Origin of the sequence: Riemerella columbina DSM 16469 (genome assembly GCF_000374405.1) — a bacterium.
In the GTDB taxonomy this organism is placed as follows: Bacteria; Bacteroidota; Bacteroidia; order Flavobacteriales; family Weeksellaceae; genus Riemerella; species Riemerella columbina.
In genome coordinates, this window is the sequence record NZ_KB894223.1 from 32,022 (window position 1) to 50,921 (window position 18,900).

An 18,900-nucleotide genomic window follows, 5' to 3' on the forward strand; every position below is an offset into this window, starting at 1 on the left:
TTAATGTTTACGATGAGTTCTCTAAAAAACCAATAAGCGCTTCGGTTATTGGTTTGGCTACTAATGATACCATTAAAGGTAGCGGAAATATAGAGGCTTCTAATGTAATGGCTGGCGACCAAAGTTTTAAGATTATTTCTTCGGGGTATGATGTGGTAGACTTAAATGATATTAGCATTATTCCAAATCAGAATATCACTTATTCGGTAGGACTTACAAAATCTGCTAGAACAATTGATGAGGTGGTCATCCAATCAAGCCGTTACAAATCTAAGGCAGAGAGTCCACTATCGCTTAGAACCATTACTAGTGAGGAAGTGCAGAAAAATGCGGGCGCTAATAGAGATGTATCAAAAACGATTCTATCTCTTCCAGGGGTGGGAAGTACCGCCACTTTTAGAAATGATTTGTTTATAAGAGGTGGGAGTTCTTCGGAAAACAAATTTTATATTGATGGTATAGAAGTTCCTATCATTAATCACTTTCAGACGCAAGGGGCTAGTGGAGGGCCTAGAGGGCTTATCACGATAGATTTTGTAAAAGACGTGGATTTTTATAGTGGGGCTTTTCCTGCTAAAAGGAATGGGGTATTATCTTCTTTATTTGAATTTAATCTTAAAAATGCCCGAAAGGATAAGTTGGGTTATAAAGCGATTGTTGGTTTAGGCGATAGCTTCTTATACCTTGGGGTATTCAAAATTTGGAGATGCTGAAGGTTCATTAATTCCATCTTCTTGGGATAGCAGACATATTTTATCTCTTACAGCAGGGAAATATTTTAGAAAAAATTGGAATATTGGGGCTCGATTTCGTTTACAGAGTGGGCTACCTCATTGAATACACTTAGAGGAAATACCGTGCATCAACTCGATTTAAGAATTGAGAAAAAGTGGATTTTTTCTAAATGGCAACTCACTTTTTATACAGACATTGTAAATGTCTATGGTTCCAAAAATCCCAATAGTCTTCCCATCATAGCTTTGGAAAGAGATGGTAATGATAATGGCGTTATTATAAATCCTACGGTCCCTAAAGACCAACAAAAGTATTTGCTTAATCAAGGCGAGGCAGACCGCTCAAAACCTTTGCCGTATTTTGGATTTATCTTTGAGTTTTAATGTAAGTAGAGTTAAGATGATATAAATCAGTTGATAAAAATTCAAAAATTAACATAAAGTTAAAGTATGTTAATATATAAATAGCGATATTTGCCACCGAAAAACTTATTTTTAGATATAAAAATTATGAAAAGTAATGCTTTAAAAAGGACAGCGCTAACCGCTGTAATTACGCTTTCTACAGCAAGTGTTTATTTCGCTCAAACGACACAAGACTCTATTAAATCTAAAGAGATCGATGGAGTAGTATTGACTGGAGTAGCCGATATTGCTAAGGATAGAAAAACGCCAGTAGCGGTATCTACCATTAAAGAAGCCCAAATTGTTGAGAAATTAGGAAACCAAGAATTTCCTGAAATTTTAAATACAACTCCTTCCGTATATGCTACAAAGAGTGGTGGTGGTTTTGGGGATTCTAGAATCAACATTAGAGGATTTGGACAAGAGAATATCGCGGTACTTATCAATGGGGTGCCAGTAAACGATATGGAAAACGGAAGAGTATACTGGTCTAACTGGGCAGGGCTTTCTGATGTTACTTCTGCAATGCAAGTACAGAGAGGTTTAGGCTCTTCTAAGTTAGCAATTGCTTCAGTTGGAGGAACAATTAATGTTTTAACTAGGTCAGCTGATAAAAAAAGACAAGGTAAAGTAGCGCTTTCGGTAGGTAATGATGGTTATCACAAAGCGCTATTTTCATATAATACAGGTAAATCAGAAGCAGGATGGTCTTCTTCTTTCTTAATGAGTAGAACAGCAGGTTCCACTTATGCTGACGGAACTGAATCTGAAGGATACAACTACTATTTTGCCTTAGGATTCCAACCTAACCGCCAGCATGATTTACAATTTACTATTACGGGAGCACCACAATGGCACAACCAAAGAAGGACTTCTGTAACAATTTACGATGCGATTAAATACGGTGGTTCTGAAGAAACTCCGAATAGAAGATACAACGCTGACTGGGGTTACCTTACTGGGGCTGATGGCGTAGCAAGAGAATATTCTTTAAGAAGAAACTATTATCATAAACCAGTAATGTCCTTAAACTGGGATTGGAAAATAAGTAGAGAGTCTAAATTGTCTACCGTATTGTATGCTTCGTTTGGTAGAGGTGGTGGAACAAGAGATTTAGGTTCTGTTTGGAATGGTAAGTTCAAAGATAATAAGGGGTCTTATAAGCCAGATACAAGATATGTTTCGCAAATTAGAAACGCAGACGGACTTATCAATTTTGATGATGTTATAGCGTATAATATTGGAGCTAAAGGTTTTAACCCAAATCCATATGCAGCAGGAGAGCTTGTAACTATTACAGATCCGAATGGAAAACAGCATACAATAAATAGTGGTGTAGTTAGAGCAGCAGATATCAACTCTCATAACTGGTTTGGAGCATTATCCAGCTTTAATCATAAATTAAATGACAACCTTAATTTTACTTTAGGGGTAGATGCAAGATATTACAAGGGCTATCACCACAGAGTAGTGAACGATTTATTAGGAAATACTAGCTACACAGACAATTCTAATGCTAATGTAGGTCCAAATGTAATAACTAATACTTATTCAGCAAATCCAAATTGGAATCCATTTGGTGGTAAGGAAGATCCAATTCAAGACAAAATTGTTTATTCTAATGATGGTGTAGTAAAATGGATTGGTGGATTTGGTCAGTTAGAATATACCAACGATGTACTCTCTGCGTTTGTTCAAGGATCATTATCCAACCAAGGCTTCCAAAGAATTGATAACTTCTACAAAGAAGGAACTAAAGAATGGAAAGCAACTACTGATACTAAAAACTTATTAGGATATAATGTAAAAGGGGGTGCAAACTTTAATATTGATAACCATAACAATATTTTTGCTAATGTGGGTTACTATGAAAGACAGCCATTCTTTGGTGCAGTATATTTGAATAATACCAATGAACTTAACAAAAACTTGACTAATGAAAAAGTATTTTCTGTTGAGTTAGGTTATGGTTACAGATCTAGAATGTTTAATGCTAACTTAAATGCGTATAGAACCGTTTGGAACGATCAGTTTTCAAGATATAGCTGGACTGATGCTACCACAGGACAGAGATATACGGCTAATTTATTAGGATTAAACGAGCTTCACCAAGGATTGGAATTAGATTTCAATGTGAAACCAATAGATATTCTTCAAGTTAACGGGATGGTGTCAGTTGGAGATTACTACTACAACAATAATCCTAAAGCGACTTTCTTTGATGAACAAACTAACCAAGCGACTAGCGAAACTACGCTTGACATTAAAAATGTAAAAGTAGGTAACACAGCACAGATGACGGCGAGTATTGGGGCAACCCTTAAGCCAACAGAATGGTTCTCATTTAATGTAGACTATAGATATGCGGATAAACTATACTCGGGTTATGACCCAACTAAAGGTGGAGAGCCTATCAAATTACCAAGTTTTGGCTTAGTAGATATGGGGGCAACTTATACATTGAAACTTAATAATTCCCAGACATTTACATTTAGAGGAAATGTAAACAATGTGTTTGATAAAGTTTATATTTCTGATATGTACACCAATTACGAAGCAGACGCTAAAAACCCAGCGAATAACTGGAAAGGTATCAACAAGGCGAATGCGGTTTATTTCGGATTTGGTAGAACTTGGAATGCTTCAGTAAGTTTCACATTCTAATTTAGAATTAACTTAATAATCAAATCCCGGCTTATAGTCGGGATTTTTTATATCTTTGCTAAAAATATAAAATATTATGGATAATATGATGCTTCACGCACACAAAGGATTTGCGTACCTTATTTTAATCGCAGTTGCGGTATTCGTTATCGCTTTATTAGCCACCATGTTTGGCTACTCTGGAAAGATTTCAAAATTATTGAGAAAGTCTATACTCATCACGATGATATTATTTCATATCCAAGCGTTAATAGGTTTAGTGATGTTATTTTTCTTTTCACCAGGATTTAAAGCAACTAAAGACTCAGGTATGTTAATGAAAGATTCGGTGTTAAGAAATACTTATGTAGAACATCCAGTTGCGATGGTTTTAGCAGCAGTATTGCTTACCATCGTTAATAAAAAAGTAAAAGTAAATCAAGAGTTGAACTTCAAAATTGTCATTATGGGACTTGTAGCAGTGGCATTGATGCTCTGGGCATTCCAATGGCAAAGGCTATTTGGAGCTTAATAAAAAGCACACACATTTCATAAAATAATTAAAATATAAAAGACCATGAGAGTTGCAGTAGTTGGTGCTACCGGTATGGTAGGGCAAGTGATGTTAAAAGTATTAGAGGAAAGAAATTTCCCCATTACAGAATTAATACCAGTCGCTTCGGAGCGTTCCGTAGGGAAAATGGTAAAGTATCAAGGTAAAGATTATCCTATTGTTTCTATGCAGGATGCTGTGGATAGTAAACCAGATATCGCCTTGTTTTCTGCGGGTGGTGGGACTTCCCTAGAATGGGCACCCAAGTTTGCTGCAGTAGGGACTTATGTGGTGGATAATTCTTCGGCATGGCGTATGGATAAGGATAAAAAATTGGTTGTGCCAGAAATCAATGCTTCTGTATTAACCAAAGAGGATAAAATTATTGCCAATCCTAATTGCTCTACCATTCAATTGGTAATGGTGTTAAGCCCATTACATCAAAAATATAAAATCAAAAGGGTAGTGGTTTCTACCTATCAATCCGTTACGGGAACGGGAAAAGCGGCGGTAGACCAATTAAATGGAGAGATAGAAGCGTCGGTACATGGCACCGATTCTAAAGCCTCAAAAGTTTACCCTCATGAAATTTTTAAAAATGCATTGCCACATTGTGATGTTTTTGACGAAGGCGACTATACCAAAGAGGAATTAAAACTCATGCGTGAGCCTAAAAAAATCATGGCTGACGATAGTTTTCAATTAACTGCAACGGCGGTAAGAGTTCCCGTACAAGGTGGACATTCCGAAAGTGTCAATATCGAATTTGAAAATGATTTTGATATTGATGAGGTAAAGCGTTTGCTTTCCGAAACTCCAGGGGTAACGCTTCAGGATAATGTTTCACAAAACGAATACCCTATGGCACGCTATTCGGAAGGTAGAGATGATGTGTTTGTAGGAAGAATCAGACGAGACCATTCGCAACCCAATACTTTAAATTGCTGGGTGGTAGCCGATAACTTAAGAAAAGGTGCCGCAACGAATGCCGTACAAATAGCGGAGTATCTGGTAGACCATATTTTAAAGTAAAGTTGTGGCGGCTACAACTAATAAATACAGTTTTCAGAGAACCATTGCCATTATTGGAGTGGTTCTCTTTGTTTGCAAATTAGTAGCGTGGCATCTTACCAATTCCGATGCAGTATTTTCCGATGCTATGGAAAGCATTGTGAATATCATTGCGGCATTTATGGGATTGTACTCATTGTTCCTAGCAGCAAAACCAAGAGATAAAGATCATCCTTACGGGCATGGTAAGGTAGAGTTTATTACCGCAGGTATTGAGGGCGCATTAATTATTATCGCTGGGTTGCTCATCATCATTCAGTCCATCAACTCGTTGTTAGAGGGCAATACTTTGATGCAGCTGGATTGGGGAATGGGGATTATTACTTTAACGGCATTAGCCAACTATGCCATGGGCTATATCTCTTACCAAAAAGGCAAGCGAGAAAATTCCTTAGTGCTGATGAGTTCTGGCAAACACCTGCAAAGCGATACCATAACTACTTTGGGGGTGGTCGTCAGTTTATTATTGGTCTATCTTACGGGGATTAATTGGCTAGATGGGGTAGTGGCACTCTTGTTTGGGGCATATATTATGTGGGTGGGCTACAAAATTATTCGTAAGGCTTTGGTCGGCATTATGGATGAAAAAGATGAGGAATTATATGCCGAAATTGTAAAAGTGCTACAAGACCATAGACGAGAAGTTTGGGTAGATATACATAATATGAAGGTACAGCAGTTTGGTGCGCATTTGCATATAGATGCCCATATCACTTTACCGTATTATTACACCCTAAGGCAAGCCCATGAGGAAATGGAACAAGCCATCAGATTGCTATTAGCACATACAGAAAGAACCGTAGAGTTTAATTTTCATATGGATGATTGTAAGCCTTATTCCTGCGAAATTTGTCAGCTGGATTGTCCATTGCGTTCTAAATCTTTTGTAAAGACCATCGCATGGAACGCCGATACAGCTTCTCAAGTGGATAAGCATAGGTTGAAAGAATTCTAAATTTAATCCCATTGTTTATATATAAAATAGCCGTGCTTTTGTATAAAGTATCGGTGTATTTTAGATTATTTATCAGCAGATATAAATAAAAACCCTTATGGGTTTATAATAAAACCTATGAGGGTTTTTATACTAACCCATAAGGTATTTTATAGAAACCCTTAAGGGTTTTATTCATTATGTACTTAGCATTTATCTAAAATCTACTTATAAATAGCCTAAACAGTGCCTATGAATTACTACAGAATTTGGGAGAATATCAATAAACCTTTACTAATAATTGTTTACCTTTGTTCTATGTTAAATTGGATTAAAAAATCGGTCGCTTTATTTTGGGCGAAGCAACACCGTCAGAAAGTGGTTAAGACTTACCGTCAAGCTATTGAACACCAAGATGCATTGCTTTTGGATTTAGTGCGTACAGCAGAGAAAACTTTGTTTGGGAGAACACATCAGTTTGAGAATATTCATTCTATTGAAGATTTTCAAACGCAAGTTCCCATCGTGGATTATGAAGGTTTAAGACCTTATATTGATAAAGTTAAGAGAGGACAAGCCAATATTCTATGGATAAACACGCCAGAATATTTAGCTAAAACTTCGGGTACAACTTCTGGCGCTAAGTATATTCCTATTTCTAAAGAAGGGATGCCTTACCAAATCAAAGCGGCACAGTCGGCATTATTGCATTATATTGCTAAAAAGAATAATTCAGATTTTGTGAATGGTAAAATGATTTTCCTGCAAGGTTCTCCAGAATTAGAAGAAATCTATGGCATTAAAACGGGGCGGCTCTCTGGGATTGTAGCCCACCATATTCCCAATTATCTTCAAAAGAATAGATTGCCAAGCTTTGCAACCAATTGTATTGAGGATTGGGAAACAAAAATTAATACAATTGCCGATGAAACGGAGCGTGAAAATATGACGCTCATTTCTGGGATACCACCTTGGCTCATGATGTATTTTGAAATTCTGGTAGAACGCCATCATAAAACCATAAAGCAATTATTTCCTAACCTGCAATTGATTGTAACAGGAGGCGTAAATTACGAACCTTATCGTAAAAAAATGGAGGAGTTACTCGGTGGCTCGGTGGATATTGTGCAGACATTCCCTGCCAGTGAAGGATTTTTTGCCTTTCAAGACGATTATACTCAAGAAGGCTTATTATTACTGACCAATCATGGTATTTTCTATGAGTTTGTGCCGTTAGACCAATATGGCAAACCTGATGCCCCAAGGCTAACTTTAAAAGATATAGAACTAGACAAAGACTACGCGATGATTCTAACGACTAATTCTGGACTTTGGGCATATTCTATTGGTGATGTGGTGAGGTTTATATCTAAAGCGCCATACCGCGTGTTAGTAAGTGGTAGAACCAAACATTATACCTCTGCATTTGGAGAGCATGTGATTGCTTATGAAGTAGAAGAAGCCATGAAGGCGACCATAGAAAAACATCCCGCCCAGATTACCGAATTTCACTTAGCACCACAAGTTACGCCTATAGATGGCTCACTGCCTTACCACGAATGGCTGATAGAATTTCAGCAAGAGCCAGAAGATTTAGAGGTATTTGCCCAAACATTAGACCAAGAATTACGACAGCGTAATACTTATTATGATGATTTAATTCAGGGTAAAGTTTTACAGTCTTTAAAGATTTCTAAACTTAAAAAGAATGCATTCAACGACTATGCAAAATCACAAGGAAAGTTAGGCGGACAAAATAAAATTCCTCGTTTAGCGAATGATAGAAAGATAGCAGATTTTTTAGAGGATTATATTGTTTAGCCTCATTACAATTAATAACATATAAAATTAAAAAAGCACTCTTAAAAAAGAGTGCTTTTAATATTGTGTAAAAGGTGGGAATTATTTCAATTCTACTTCTGCACCAGCTTCTTCTAATTGCTTTTTCAAAGCTTCTGCTTCGTCTTTAGAAACACCTTCTTTAATTGGAGCAGGAGCACCATCTACGATATCTTTAGCTTCTTTAAGACCAGCACCAGTTAAGTCTTTAACTAGTTTTACGATCGCTAATTTAGAAGCACCCGCTGATTTAAGAATTACATCGAATTCAGTTTTTTCATCAGCTGCTTCACCAGCACCTCCAGCAGCAGCTACTACAGTTGCAGCAGCAGGTTCGATACCGTATTCCTCTTTAAGGATTTCAGCTAATTCATTTACATCTTTTACAGTTAAGTTTACAAGCGTTTCCGCTAAGTTTTTTAAATCTGACATTGTTTTAATGTTTTTGTTGTTAAACGATTTATATATTTTATTTGAGTGTCTTTTTCAATAGAGAAGGCTTACTCAGCACCTTCTTCTTTCATTTTGTCTTGATTTTGAAGAGCAGAAAGTACATTTCTGATTGGTGACTGAAGTAATCCGATGATATCTCCAATAACCTCTTCTTTAGATTTAAGACTCGCAAGCATTCCTAATTTATCATCGCCGATATAAAATGTTTCATCTAAATAAGCTGATTTAAGTGCTGGGAATTCCGCTGCTTTTCTAAAATCTTTAATCAATTTTGCAGGAGCGTTTGCTGTTTCAGAAATCATCAACACAGAGTTGCCTTTGAATGTATCAAACATTTCTGAATAGTCTACACCTTCCATTTGTTCCATTGCTTTTCTAAGCAAGGTATTTTTTACAACTTTAAGCTTTATTTTGTTTTTGAAAGCTCTTCTTCTAAAATCTGAAGTTGCAGCAGCATTCAGTCCCTCAAGGTTTGCTACATATACATTTTTTGCATCTTGTAGCAAGTCTTTTATTTCTTGTATTACTAATACTTTTTCTTCTTTAGTCATGTTTCTTACAGATTTTAGTTTACAGATTTAGTATCAATTGCAATTCCTGGGCTCATAGTAGAAGATAGATAAACACTCTTCATATATACCCCTTTAGCTGCCGTTGGCTTCAACTTCACTAAAGTTTGGATTAGCTCTTGTGCATTTTCTTTGATTTTTTCAGCATCAAAAGATACTTTTCCAATCGCTGCATGCACGATACCATATTTATCCACTTTAAAGTCGATTTTACCAGCTTTCACTTCAGAAACTGCTTTACCCACTTCCATAGTTACAGTACCAGATTTAGGGTTCGGCATTAAGCCTCTAGGACCTAGGATTCTACCTAATGGACCTAATTTACCCATTACTGCAGGCATTGTAACGATTACATCAACATCGGTCCAGCCGCTCTTGATTTTATCTAAGTATTCATCTAGTCCTACATAGTCTGCACCTGCTTCTTTAGCTTCGGCTTCTTTATCTGGAGTTACTAGTGCTAATACTTTTACATCCTTACCTGTACCATGAGGAAGAGATACCACACCTCTTACCATTTGATTAGCTTTTCTTGGGTCTACGCCTAATCTTACGGCGATATCCACAGAAGCATCAAACTTTGCAGTGTTTACTTCCTTTACCAAAGCCGAAGCTTCGTCTAGGCTGTATAATTTATTTTTTTCTATCTTAGTAGAAACTTCTTTTTGCTTTTTTGTTAATCTAGCCATTTCTTTAGTTTTAAGCGTTAGTAGGTTTGGTTCCTGTTACTTTTAATCCCATAGATCTGGCGGTACCAGCGATCATGCTCATTGCAGAATCCATTGTAAAACAGTTAAGGTCTGCCATTTTATCTTCTGCAATTTTCTTCACTTGTTCCCAAGATACGCTACCTACTTTTTCTCTATTAGGCTGTCCAGAACCTTTTTTTACTTTAGAAGCTTCTAAAAGTTGAACAGCTGCAGGAGGGGTTTTGATAACGAAATCAAATGATTTATCTTCATAAACCGTAATGATTACAGGTAATACCTGTCCTGGCTTATCTTGAGTTCTTCCGTTGAATTGCTTACAAAACTCCATAATGTTTACCCCTGCGGAACCTAATGCTGGTCCTACTGGTGGTGAAGGGTTAGCAGCGCCACCTTTCACTTGGAGTTTCACCATTTTAAAGACTTTCTTTGCCATGTTTGTTTTTTAAATAATTAAAATAATAAAAATGTGGAAGCATTTTATTGATAACCCGAAACTTAGAATAAACACTTCTCACCTGAGTTCATTCTACTTCAGATTACGAGGTGCAAAATTATAACTTTTTTTTGAATTAGCAAACAAATAACGCACTAAAAATCAAAAGTTTTTAAAACTTAGTCGGTTGTTGTATCTTCTAATAAAGTGAAGAAAGGCTACTTCCGAAGAAATAACCTTTCTGTAAAAAATGAAAAAATTAATAATTATTGAAACTTGAAACCCATCCCAAATAGGAAATTGATGCCCGCTTGTGGATAGTAATAAGGGGCTGGAGCGTAGACATAACCATTGTTCACATAGGCTTTGTCAAACAAATTATTCACGAGTAAACTAAAGTCCACTGTGGTTCTATTTAGCCTTAAATGATATTTAGCATTCAAATCTGTAAGGGAGTAATCATTAAGCAAATACTTTTCGTTTTGAGTATTGTCTAAATATTGTTTCCCTACAAATTGCTGAGCGATACCAAAAGTGAAATCTTTAAATGGCTTAAATTGTATGCCTAAATTCCCAATCATATTTGGGGATAGTGCAATGTCTGTATCTTTAAGGACGATAGGTTTGCCATTGTCGTCTAAAGCGTCTAGATTTTTAATTTTATTTTTACTGATGGTGGTGTTTGCTGTCAGTTGAACGCTTTCGAATAATGCTGTGGCAAGTCCTAACTCAATTCCCATTCGGTAACTTTTAGGAACATTTTTTTGGATGAAAGAGCCTACATTATCAATTAATCCAGAATATACCAACTGGTTTTTGTAGTCCATATAATAGGCATTGGCAGTAAAGACGATGGTGTTCCACTGTTTCTCTAAGCCCAGCTCCCAGTCGTAGAGGCGTTCTGCTTGTGCTTGTGCATTGTTTTGAAGCGCTCCTCGGTTGGGTTCTCTATTGGCTACAGCGAACGAGAAAAAGGTTTTTCCACGCGGAATTTTGTAGCTGATACCTGCTTTGGGATTAAAAAACAGCCAGTTTTTGTCTACTTCTATGGCCTCATCATCACCATCTAAAATGATTTTGGTATCGTAGGTAATATTTCTAAGTTGAAAATCGCCAAAGAGTTCCCATTGGTTGAGTTTAACAATGGCTTTTGCAAACCCCGAAATCTCGTTTTTTAGCGAGCGGTTGCGGTAGTATTCGTGTTTGTAGATGTTTTTAAACTGTACCGCAGAAACATTGCCATAATGTCTGCCGTAGTACTGATTGGCTACGAGTCCAAAGTTCAAATCCACTTGCTTAAGGTTACCATAAAGCGTAGAAACCACACCGTAGAAATCGTTATCTAACCATTTTTTTCTGATGAAATCTGCGCGTGTGATGGTAGCGCCATTAACGATGAGATCAGGTAAAAGATAACTTTTGAACTTTTTATTGGCTTTATAGTTTTCAAAATAACCCTTGCCCTTGGTATAGTGTAGGGTGGTTTCTAACTGCCACTTCGGCGAAAGCCCCTGTTGCCATAGAAGTTGATAATGATTTTGGCGGTAGTTGTCCGTTTCGTTGTCATAGAAATGCATTTTTCCATCAGCGGTTTCATAAATACCGCAAGGGTTGAAAGTGCGGTCTGTTGTAAGGGTAGCGACATCTATACCATACCATGCTTGGTAGGTTTTCTCTTTTCCTCCGAATGCCAATATTCTGATTTTGGTGTTTTTCTCCTCAAACAGGGCAGAGATGTTGTAAGAATCTAAATTTGATGTTGCACGGTCTCGATAGCCATCAGAGTGGATTTTGGTGTATCGTCCCATCACGGCAACACGGTTGTTGAGGATTTTCCCAGAGTTGAGCTCGGCAGAATATTTATAGGTGTTAAAAGAACCATAGCTGTTATCGGTTTTAAAATAAAATTGATCGGCAGGCGTTTTGGAAATCACATTCACGCTGGCACCGAAGGCGGAAACACCATTAGAGGAAGTCCCCACACCGCGCTGAATAACAATCTGAGAGGCTGTACTCGCTAAATCTGGCACATCTACAAAGTAAGTCCCCTGCGATTCGGAGTCGTTGTAAGGGACGCCATTCATCATCACATTGATAGAGGTTCCTGCAGACCCCCTAATTCTAAATCCCGTGTAGCCTACGCCATTTCCTGCATCCGAATTTGAGATGACAGACATCTGATTTTTAAGTAAAATAGGCAAGTCCTGTGCAAGGTTTTTAGACCCTAAATCGCGTTCTACATTGATGATTTCCTTAGAAATAGGCAATCTTTTTAAAAGTTGAATTTCGGCAATGTCTGTAGCTTTTACAGAGTCTTGTGGCGTTTGTTGAGCCAAATAAAACGAACTAATGAATAGTCCAGAAAAAATAAATCCTTTCATTCGTGTAAATTTTTTTTAATTTTAAAATTTAGTTGGAATAAAAGGGGTGTAATTATACGATATACCAAACTTGGCGTTTTTCCCTAAACAGCATTACCTGTTCTAGGTTCATTGGGTATAATCTCAGCCTGTTACAGCACCCCTTTAGTTTCGCTGGCAAAGATAAAATTTTTATCTAAATTGGCAAAATGAAAATTAAATTCAAGATTTGATGATTATGAACTCAATAGTAAGTGCTTTTTATTATTTATAATCAATCTAAATGAATGTGAAATTCTGCTTTAAAAAATAAATTTTCTTATTTTTGTGCTAATTTTAATACATTAGAAATAAAATACTTATACAATATGACTTTTGATTTAGATATGATCAAGAAAGTTTACGCTGATTTTGAAAACAGAGTAAACGAAGCCAGAGCCTTTATGGGACGCCCTCTGACTTATTCCGAAAAAATTCTTTGCTCGCATTTGTTTGCAGAGCAAAAACCAGACGCATTTAAAAGAGGTGAAACATATGTAGATTTTGCACCCGATAGAGTAGCGATGCAAGATGCCACCGCACAGATGGCATTATTACAGTTTATGCAAGCGGGTAAACCTCAAGTTGCAGTACCATCTACTGTGCATGCGGATCACTTGATTCAGGCGAAAGTAGGAGCTGATAAAGATTTGCAAGAAGCAGAAAATAAAAATAATGAAGTGTATCAATTCCTACAATCGGTGTCTAATAAATACGGAATCGGCTTCTGGAAGCCAGGAGCAGGGATTATCCACCAAGTGGTATTAGAAAACTACGCTTTCCCAGGGGGGATGATGATTGGTACCGACTCGCACACGCCGAATGCTGGTGGACTAGGTATGGTAGCGATTGGTGTTGGTGGTGCTGATGCCGTAGATGTAATGGCAGGAATGCCTTGGGAACTTAAATTCCCTAAAATGATAGGAATTAAATTAACAGGAAAATTAAGTGGCTGGACAGCACCTAAAGATGTGATTCTAAAAGTAGCGGGTATCCTTACTGTGAAAGGAGGAACTGGTGCAATTGTAGAATACTTTGGGGAAGGTGCAGAAGAACTATCTTGTACTGGTAAAGGTACCATCTGTAATATGGGTGCTGAGATTGGTGCTACAACTTCTATCTTCGCTTATGATGATAATATGAGCCAATACCTTCGTTCTACTGATAGAGCGGATTTAGCAGAAGAGGCAGATAAAATTAAACATGTGCTTCGTGCTGATAAAGAGGTATACGAAAATCCAGAACAATACTACGATCAAGTTATCGAAATTAATTTATCTGAATTAGAACCTCACTTAAATGGGCCGTTCTCACCAGATATCGCAACACCGATTTCTAAAATGAGAGAAGTGGCTGAGAAAAATGGATGGCCAACTAAAGTGGAAGTGGGTTTAATAGGTTCTTGTACTAACTCTTCTTACGAAGATATCTCTCGTGCAGCTTCCGTAGCAAAACAAGCGAAAGAGAAAAATTTAAAAGTAGCAGCAGAATATACCATCACCCCAGGATCTGAGCAAGTAAGATATACTGTGGAAAGAGATGGTTATCTAGATACTTTCGACCAAATTGGAGGTAAAGTATTTGCTAACGCTTGTGGGCCATGTATTGGTCAATGGGCTAGAGAAGGTGCAGAAAAACAAGAGAAAAACACCATTGTTCACTCATTCAACAGAAACTTCTCAAAAAGAGCTGATGGTAACCCTAATACTTACGCTTTCGTAGCGTCACCAGAATTGGTAACTGCATTAGCAATTGCGGGGGATTTAACTTTTGACCCAAGAAAAGACAAACTTAAAAACGAAAACGGTGAGGAGGTTCTTTTAGATGAACCTCAAGGTTTTGAATTACCTCCAAGGGGGTTTGATGTAGACGATCCAGGCTATATTGCACCAGCCGAAGATGGTTCTAAGGTTCAAGTAAAAGTATCGCCAGAATCAGATAGACTACAATTGTTAGAAGCGTTCCCAGCATGGGACGGGGATAATGTTTATGGTGTTAAATTATTGATTAAAGCCTACGGTAAGTGTACTACCGACCATATTTCTATGGCAGGACCATGGTTGAAGTACAGAGGACACTTGGATAATATTGCCAATAATACATTGATTGGAGCCGTAAACGCTTACAATATGGAAACCAATAAGGTTAAAAACCAATTGAATGGGGAGTATATGGAAGTGCCTGCGTCTGCAAGAGCTTATAAAAAAGCGGGAGTTAAAACCATTATCGTAGGGGACAATAACTATGGTGAGGGATCTTCTCGTGAGCACGCAGCGATGCAACCAAGACACCTTGGGGTAATGGCAGTATTGGTAAAATCTTTTGCGCGTATCCACGAAACCAACCTTAAGAAGCAAGGGATGTTGGCATTAACTTTTGCTAACGAAGCGGATTACGACAAAATTCAAGAAGATGATACCTTTAACTTTGTAGATTTACAAGATTTTGAACCAGCAAAACCATTAACTATCGAAGTGGTACACGCAGATGGTTATAAAGATATTGTAATGGCAAACCATACTTATAATGAAGGTCAGATTGCTTGGTTTAAGGCAGGTTCTGCATTGAACTTAATTAAGCAACAAAGCAAAAATGAAAATAACGCATAAAGTTTTCATAATTATATAGAGGAAAAGCGTACTGAAGTTTCGGTACGCTTTTTTTTGTGTTATAAAATAAAATTTAAATTAATTACTTTAGCCTAAATTTAATATAAGTAATGGTTTTGCCTTTGGCAGAGAATAAGCCTTCGTAGTAAGTTTGGATGTCTCTAAGAAGTGGTGTTTCTGGGTCATACTCTGGTGCACCATAAATATCATGGTGGGCTGTGATGATGTCATGCCCCAAACCTTGCAATATGCCCAAAGTATAACCATGTAAAAATTCTGAGTCAGTTTTTAGGTGGATGATGCCCTCAGGTTTTAAGATTTGTTGATATTTATTAAGGAATTCAGGGTTGGTAAGGCGGTGCTTGGTTCTACGGTATTTTATTTGAGGGTCTGGAAAAGTAATCCAAATCTCATCAATTTCATTGGCTTTAAAACATTGATTGATAAGTTCTATTTGCGTTCTTAAAAAAACAACATTATCCAATCCTTTTTCAATGCCTTTTTTTGCACCAAACCAAAATCTTGCCCCTTTGATATCCACACCAATAAAGTTTTTATTTGGAAATGCTTCGGCCAGTCCTACGCTATATTCTCCTTTGCCACAGCCTAGTTCTAAGACAATAGGATTATTGTTTTTAAAGACTTTTTCTCGCCATTGTCCAGCCATGGGGTAGCCAGAAAGTGCCTCCTCTCGGGTTGGTTGAAATACATTTTTTAATACTTTATTTTCGGCAAAGCGTGCCAATTTATTTTTTCCCACAGTATAATAGATTAAATTCTGAATGTGCAAAAATACATATTCTTTATAAGATTTCGTTACTCCTTTTAGTTTAATGGATTGATATCTCTAGTATTCTAAAGTATTTTAAAATAATTTTCCTATTTTTGGCTTAATTAAAATTTTAATTCGATGAAAATAAATAAAGGATACTTTATTGCTCTAGCGATTTCGGTGCTAGTGCCTGCACAAAAACAAAAATATACCATGCAACAAGCGGTCAATGGGCTGCATTCGGATTTGGCGGTGGAAGCCCTCTATGGTTTAGATTGGGTAAAGGGCGAACACGGCTATATTCAGCAAGTGAAAAATGGGTATACTATTACACAATATCCGTCTATGAAGCAAGATACGCTGGTTTCGGTATATCAAATCAATCAAAACCTTACCAATGGTAAGAAAATGACAGGTATACCAAGGCTGAATTTTTTAGATGCTAAACACGCCTATTTTTCTCAGAACAATCAATATTTTGTCTTAGATAAAAACCAAAATGGGTGGCAATTGAAGCCTTGGGAAGCTTTACCAGAAAAAGCGGAACACATTACGCTTTTGTCCGATAACAAAACTTTTGTGTATACAGTAGATAATAATTTATATGCTCAGAAAGAGGGCGTAAAGACTACGATTACCAATGAAACCAATGAGAATATCATCAGTGGGCAGTCGGTGCATAGAAATGAATTTGGGATTGATGGGGGTGTTTTCCCAGCACCTAATGCTGAAAAAGTAGCGTTTTATAAAATGGATCAAACCATGGTGAAAGATTATCCCATTATTGATTGGAGTACTACACCAGCAGTAAATAAAAATATTAAATATCCTATGGCGGGGGATACTTCGCATCAAGTGCGTATTGGGGTGTATGATTTTAAAACCCATCACACTCAATTTTTAAATATTGATGGCGATAAAGAGCAGTACCTTACAGCCGTATCGTGGAGTCCAGATTCTAAATATGTATTTGTAGGCGTACTGAACAGAGATCAAAATCATCTTAAAATGAACCAGTACGATGCTAAAACGGGGCAGTTGGTTAAGACTTTGTTTGAAGAAAAGAACAGCAAATATGTAGAGCCTGAACACCCAATGCAGTTTTTACCCAATTCGGATAAGGACTATATTTGGCAAAGCCAGCGCGATGGATTTAATCACCTCTACCTCTATAACTTAAATAAAGGCTTAGTAGGGCAATTGACTAAAGGCGATTGGCTGGTAACCGATGTGCTGGGCTTTAATCCAAAACAGAAAGAAATTTATATCACGACGACTAAAGGCAGTCCGTTGGAAAGGCAAGTGTATAAAGTGAATTGGAACACTAAAAAATTAACGCCTATTACAAAAGTGGAGGCTTATCATAGAGGGACTTTAAATGAGGATGGCACCCTGTTACTAGACACTTATACGAATGCAACCACACCAAGAAACATCGAGTTGATTGACACGCAAAATCTTAAACATCAATCGGTTTTTTCGGCAAAAAATCCATTAGAAAACTTTGAACAACCTCAAGTTAAAAATGTTACATTAAAAGCAGATGATGGTACACCATTGTACGGTAAGTTAATTTTACCCATAAATTTTGATGCGTCTAAAAAATACCCTGTGATTGTTTACCTCTATGGTGGACCACACGCACAGCTGATTACCAATACCTTCCCAGAAACTGGAAATTTATGGTACGATTATCTGGCTCAAAGAGGCTATGTGGTATTTTCTATGGATAACAGAGGCTCTTCTAACCGAGGGTTTAAATTTGAGTCGGCAACACATCGTCAATTAGGAACTTTAGAAATGGAAGACCAATTGAAAGGTGTGGAATATTTAAAATCTTTGCCGTATGTAGATGCAGACAGAATGGGGGTGCATGGCTGGAGTTTTGGTGGGTTTATGACGACAAGTTTAATGCTTCGTCACCCTGGAGTGTTCAAAGTTGGGGTAGCAGGTGGACCAGTGATAGATTGGAAAAAATACGAAATTATGTATACCGAACGCTATATGGATACGCCACAGCAAAATCCAGACGGCTATGCTAAGGCTAATTTATTAGATAAAATCCAAAATTTAGAGGGTAAATTATTATTGATTCATGGCACTCAAGATGATGTGGTGGTGTGGCAACATACCATTGATATGCTAAAATCAGCGGTAGACCAACAGAAGCAGCTGGATTACTTTGTATATCCGGGACATGCCCATAATGTGCGAGGGAAAGACAGAGTACATCTGATGCAAAAAATCACCGATTATTTTGATTTGTATCTTAAAGATAAGAAATAAAGAAAAGACACTATCCCACAAAGTGTGTAAGTTAAAAAGAGAGTCTTAGGTTTTATAGTCTAAGTCTTTGGTCATTATAAGGGTAGTATCTCATAAACTGTGTAAGTTAAAAAGAGGTTTTGAAAACTNGTTTTCAAAACCTCTTTTTAACTTAATTTGCAATTTTAAACATGATTTAGATATGATAGACAAAAATGAACTTTTAAACAGTAAGGAATTTTACAAGTCCTTCAAGAATGGAGAAGACCTAAACTCTTTCTTCAAAGAACTACACAAGAAAGCCATAGAGCATATGCTTTCGGCAGAACTTGACGCTCATTTAGACAATGAAAAACACGAGAAAACCAAAGATGGGAACTACCGCAACGGGCATGGTAAAAAGACTATAAAAACTTCCTTTGGAGAAGATGAAATTCAAGTCCCTAGAGATAGAGAGGGAAGTTTTCAACCTATGCTAGTTCCTAAAAGGCGTAATATAGCTGAAGGCTTG

16 protein-coding genes are annotated in these 18,900 nt (G+C 37.1%); 10 read left to right on the forward strand and 6 right to left on the reverse strand.

Features of this window, described 5'->3' with window-relative positions:
- The first annotated feature begins 53 nt into the window (after window positions 1-53).
- From C237_RS14920 to C237_RS0103620, 7 genes are all read left to right on the forward strand, one after another.
- Window positions 54-713 (forward strand): TonB-dependent receptor plug domain-containing protein, encoded by a 660-nt coding sequence (locus C237_RS14920; RefSeq protein WP_018675128.1) that lies wholly within the window; start codon window positions 54-56, stop codon window positions 711-713.
- Between the two features lie 75 nt (window positions 714-788).
- Entirely contained in the window at window positions 789-1,118 is a 330-nt protein-coding gene (locus tag C237_RS14925) for a hypothetical protein (RefSeq protein WP_018675129.1), read from the forward strand.
- Window positions 1,119-1,244: 126 nt separating this feature from the next.
- Window positions 1,245-3,803, forward strand: coding sequence for a TonB-dependent receptor (locus tag C237_RS0103600; protein WP_018675130.1), 2,559 nt, complete (start codon window positions 1,245-1,247; stop codon window positions 3,801-3,803).
- Window positions 3,804-3,879: 76 nt separating this feature from the next.
- On the forward strand, window positions 3,880-4,314 hold the full coding sequence (locus C237_RS0103605) for a hypothetical protein (RefSeq protein WP_018675131.1): 435 nt from the start codon (window positions 3,880-3,882) through the stop codon (window positions 4,312-4,314).
- A gap of 45 nt (window positions 4,315-4,359) precedes the next feature.
- On the forward strand, window positions 4,360-5,367 hold the full coding sequence (locus tag C237_RS0103610) for an aspartate-semialdehyde dehydrogenase (protein WP_018675132.1): 1,008 nt from the start codon (window positions 4,360-4,362) through the stop codon (window positions 5,365-5,367).
- 4 nt (window positions 5,368-5,371) lie between these two features.
- A complete protein-coding gene (locus C237_RS0103615) occupies window positions 5,372-6,361 on the forward strand; it encodes a cation diffusion facilitator family transporter (RefSeq protein WP_018675133.1) in 990 nt (329 codons plus the stop codon).
- Window positions 6,362-6,658: 297 nt separating this feature from the next.
- Entirely contained in the window at window positions 6,659-8,161 is a 1,503-nt protein-coding gene (locus C237_RS0103620; protein WP_018675134.1) for a GH3 auxin-responsive promoter family protein, read from the forward strand.
- A gap of 81 nt (window positions 8,162-8,242) precedes the next feature.
- Here the strand turns inward: C237_RS0103620 and rplL are convergent, their stop codons facing one another.
- The 5 genes from rplL to C237_RS0103645 all read right to left on the reverse strand — a co-directional run bounded on the left by rplL (window position 8,243) and on the right by C237_RS0103645 (window position 12,725).
- Window positions 8,243-8,611, reverse strand: a complete 369-nt coding sequence (gene rplL, locus C237_RS0103625) for a 50S ribosomal protein L7/L12 (RefSeq protein ID WP_018675135.1) — start codon at window positions 8,609-8,611, stop codon at window positions 8,243-8,245.
- 68 nt (window positions 8,612-8,679) lie between these two features.
- Window positions 8,680-9,183, reverse strand: a complete 504-nt coding sequence (rplJ, locus tag C237_RS0103630; RefSeq protein WP_018675136.1) for a 50S ribosomal protein L10 — start codon at window positions 9,181-9,183, stop codon at window positions 8,680-8,682.
- A 14-nt stretch (window positions 9,184-9,197) separates the two neighbouring features.
- Complete coding sequence (gene rplA, locus C237_RS0103635; protein ID WP_018675137.1) at window positions 9,198-9,890, reverse strand: 50S ribosomal protein L1; 693 nt, start codon at window positions 9,888-9,890, stop codon at window positions 9,198-9,200.
- A 10-nt stretch (window positions 9,891-9,900) separates the two neighbouring features.
- Window positions 9,901-10,344, reverse strand: coding sequence for a 50S ribosomal protein L11 (rplK, locus tag C237_RS0103640; protein WP_018675138.1), 444 nt, complete (start codon window positions 10,342-10,344; stop codon window positions 9,901-9,903).
- 266 nt (window positions 10,345-10,610) lie between these two features.
- A complete protein-coding gene (locus C237_RS0103645; RefSeq protein WP_018675139.1) occupies window positions 10,611-12,725 on the reverse strand; it encodes a TonB-dependent receptor in 2,115 nt (704 codons plus the stop codon).
- Window positions 12,726-13,072: 347 nt separating this feature from the next.
- Here C237_RS0103645 and C237_RS0103650 point away from each other — a divergent pair, with 347 nt between their 5' ends.
- Entirely contained in the window at window positions 13,073-15,352 is a 2,280-nt protein-coding gene (locus C237_RS0103650) for an aconitate hydratase (RefSeq protein ID WP_018675140.1), read from the forward strand.
- A gap of 82 nt (window positions 15,353-15,434) precedes the next feature.
- Here C237_RS0103650 and trmB read toward each other — a convergent pair whose 3' ends face one another.
- Complete coding sequence (gene trmB, locus C237_RS0103655) at window positions 15,435-16,112, reverse strand: tRNA (guanosine(46)-N7)-methyltransferase TrmB (protein WP_018675141.1); 678 nt, start codon at window positions 16,110-16,112, stop codon at window positions 15,435-15,437.
- A gap of 150 nt (window positions 16,113-16,262) precedes the next feature.
- On the opposite strand from trmB, the gene C237_RS0103660 reads away from it, so the two are divergent.
- Both C237_RS0103660 and C237_RS0103665 read left to right on the forward strand, forming a co-directional pair.
- Window positions 16,263-18,410 (forward strand): S9 family peptidase, encoded by a 2,148-nt coding sequence (locus tag C237_RS0103660; protein WP_018675142.1) that lies wholly within the window; start codon window positions 16,263-16,265, stop codon window positions 18,408-18,410.
- Between the two features lie 181 nt (window positions 18,411-18,591).
- On the forward strand, window positions 18,592-18,900 hold a 309-nt coding region (locus C237_RS0103665), incomplete at its 3' end, for a transposase (RefSeq protein ID WP_018675143.1).

Excerpts from the sequence above, each read along its gene's own strand:
- rplK (WP_018675138.1), bottom strand. The coding sequence starts at position 10,344 with ATGGCAAAGAAAGTCTTTAAAATGGTGAAACTCCAAGTGAAAGGTGGC.
- C237_RS0103645 (WP_018675139.1), bottom strand. The coding sequence starts at position 12,725 with ATGAAAGGATTTATTTTTTCTGGACTATTCATTAGTTCGTTTTATTTG.
- C237_RS0103605 (WP_018675131.1), top strand. The coding sequence starts at position 3,880 with ATGGATAATATGATGCTTCACGCACACAAAGGATTTGCGTACCTTATT.
- C237_RS0103660 (WP_018675142.1), top strand. The coding sequence starts at position 16,263 with ATGAAAATAAATAAAGGATACTTTATTGCTCTAGCGATTTCGGTGCTA.
- C237_RS0103620 (WP_018675134.1), top strand. The coding sequence starts at position 6,659 with ATGTTAAATTGGATTAAAAAATCGGTCGCTTTATTTTGGGCGAAGCAA.
- rplA (WP_018675137.1), bottom strand. The coding sequence starts at position 9,890 with ATGGCTAGATTAACAAAAAAGCAAAAAGAAGTTTCTACTAAGATAGAA.
- C237_RS0103600 (WP_018675130.1), top strand. The coding sequence starts at position 1,245 with ATGAAAAGTAATGCTTTAAAAAGGACAGCGCTAACCGCTGTAATTACG.
- C237_RS0103610 (WP_018675132.1), top strand. The coding sequence starts at position 4,360 with ATGAGAGTTGCAGTAGTTGGTGCTACCGGTATGGTAGGGCAAGTGATG.
- rplL (WP_018675135.1), bottom strand. The coding sequence starts at position 8,611 with ATGTCAGATTTAAAAAACTTAGCGGAAACGCTTGTAAACTTAACTGTA.
- C237_RS0103650 (WP_018675140.1), top strand. The coding sequence starts at position 13,073 with ATGACTTTTGATTTAGATATGATCAAGAAAGTTTACGCTGATTTTGAA.
- rplJ (WP_018675136.1), bottom strand. The coding sequence starts at position 9,183 with ATGACTAAAGAAGAAAAAGTATTAGTAATACAAGAAATAAAAGACTTG.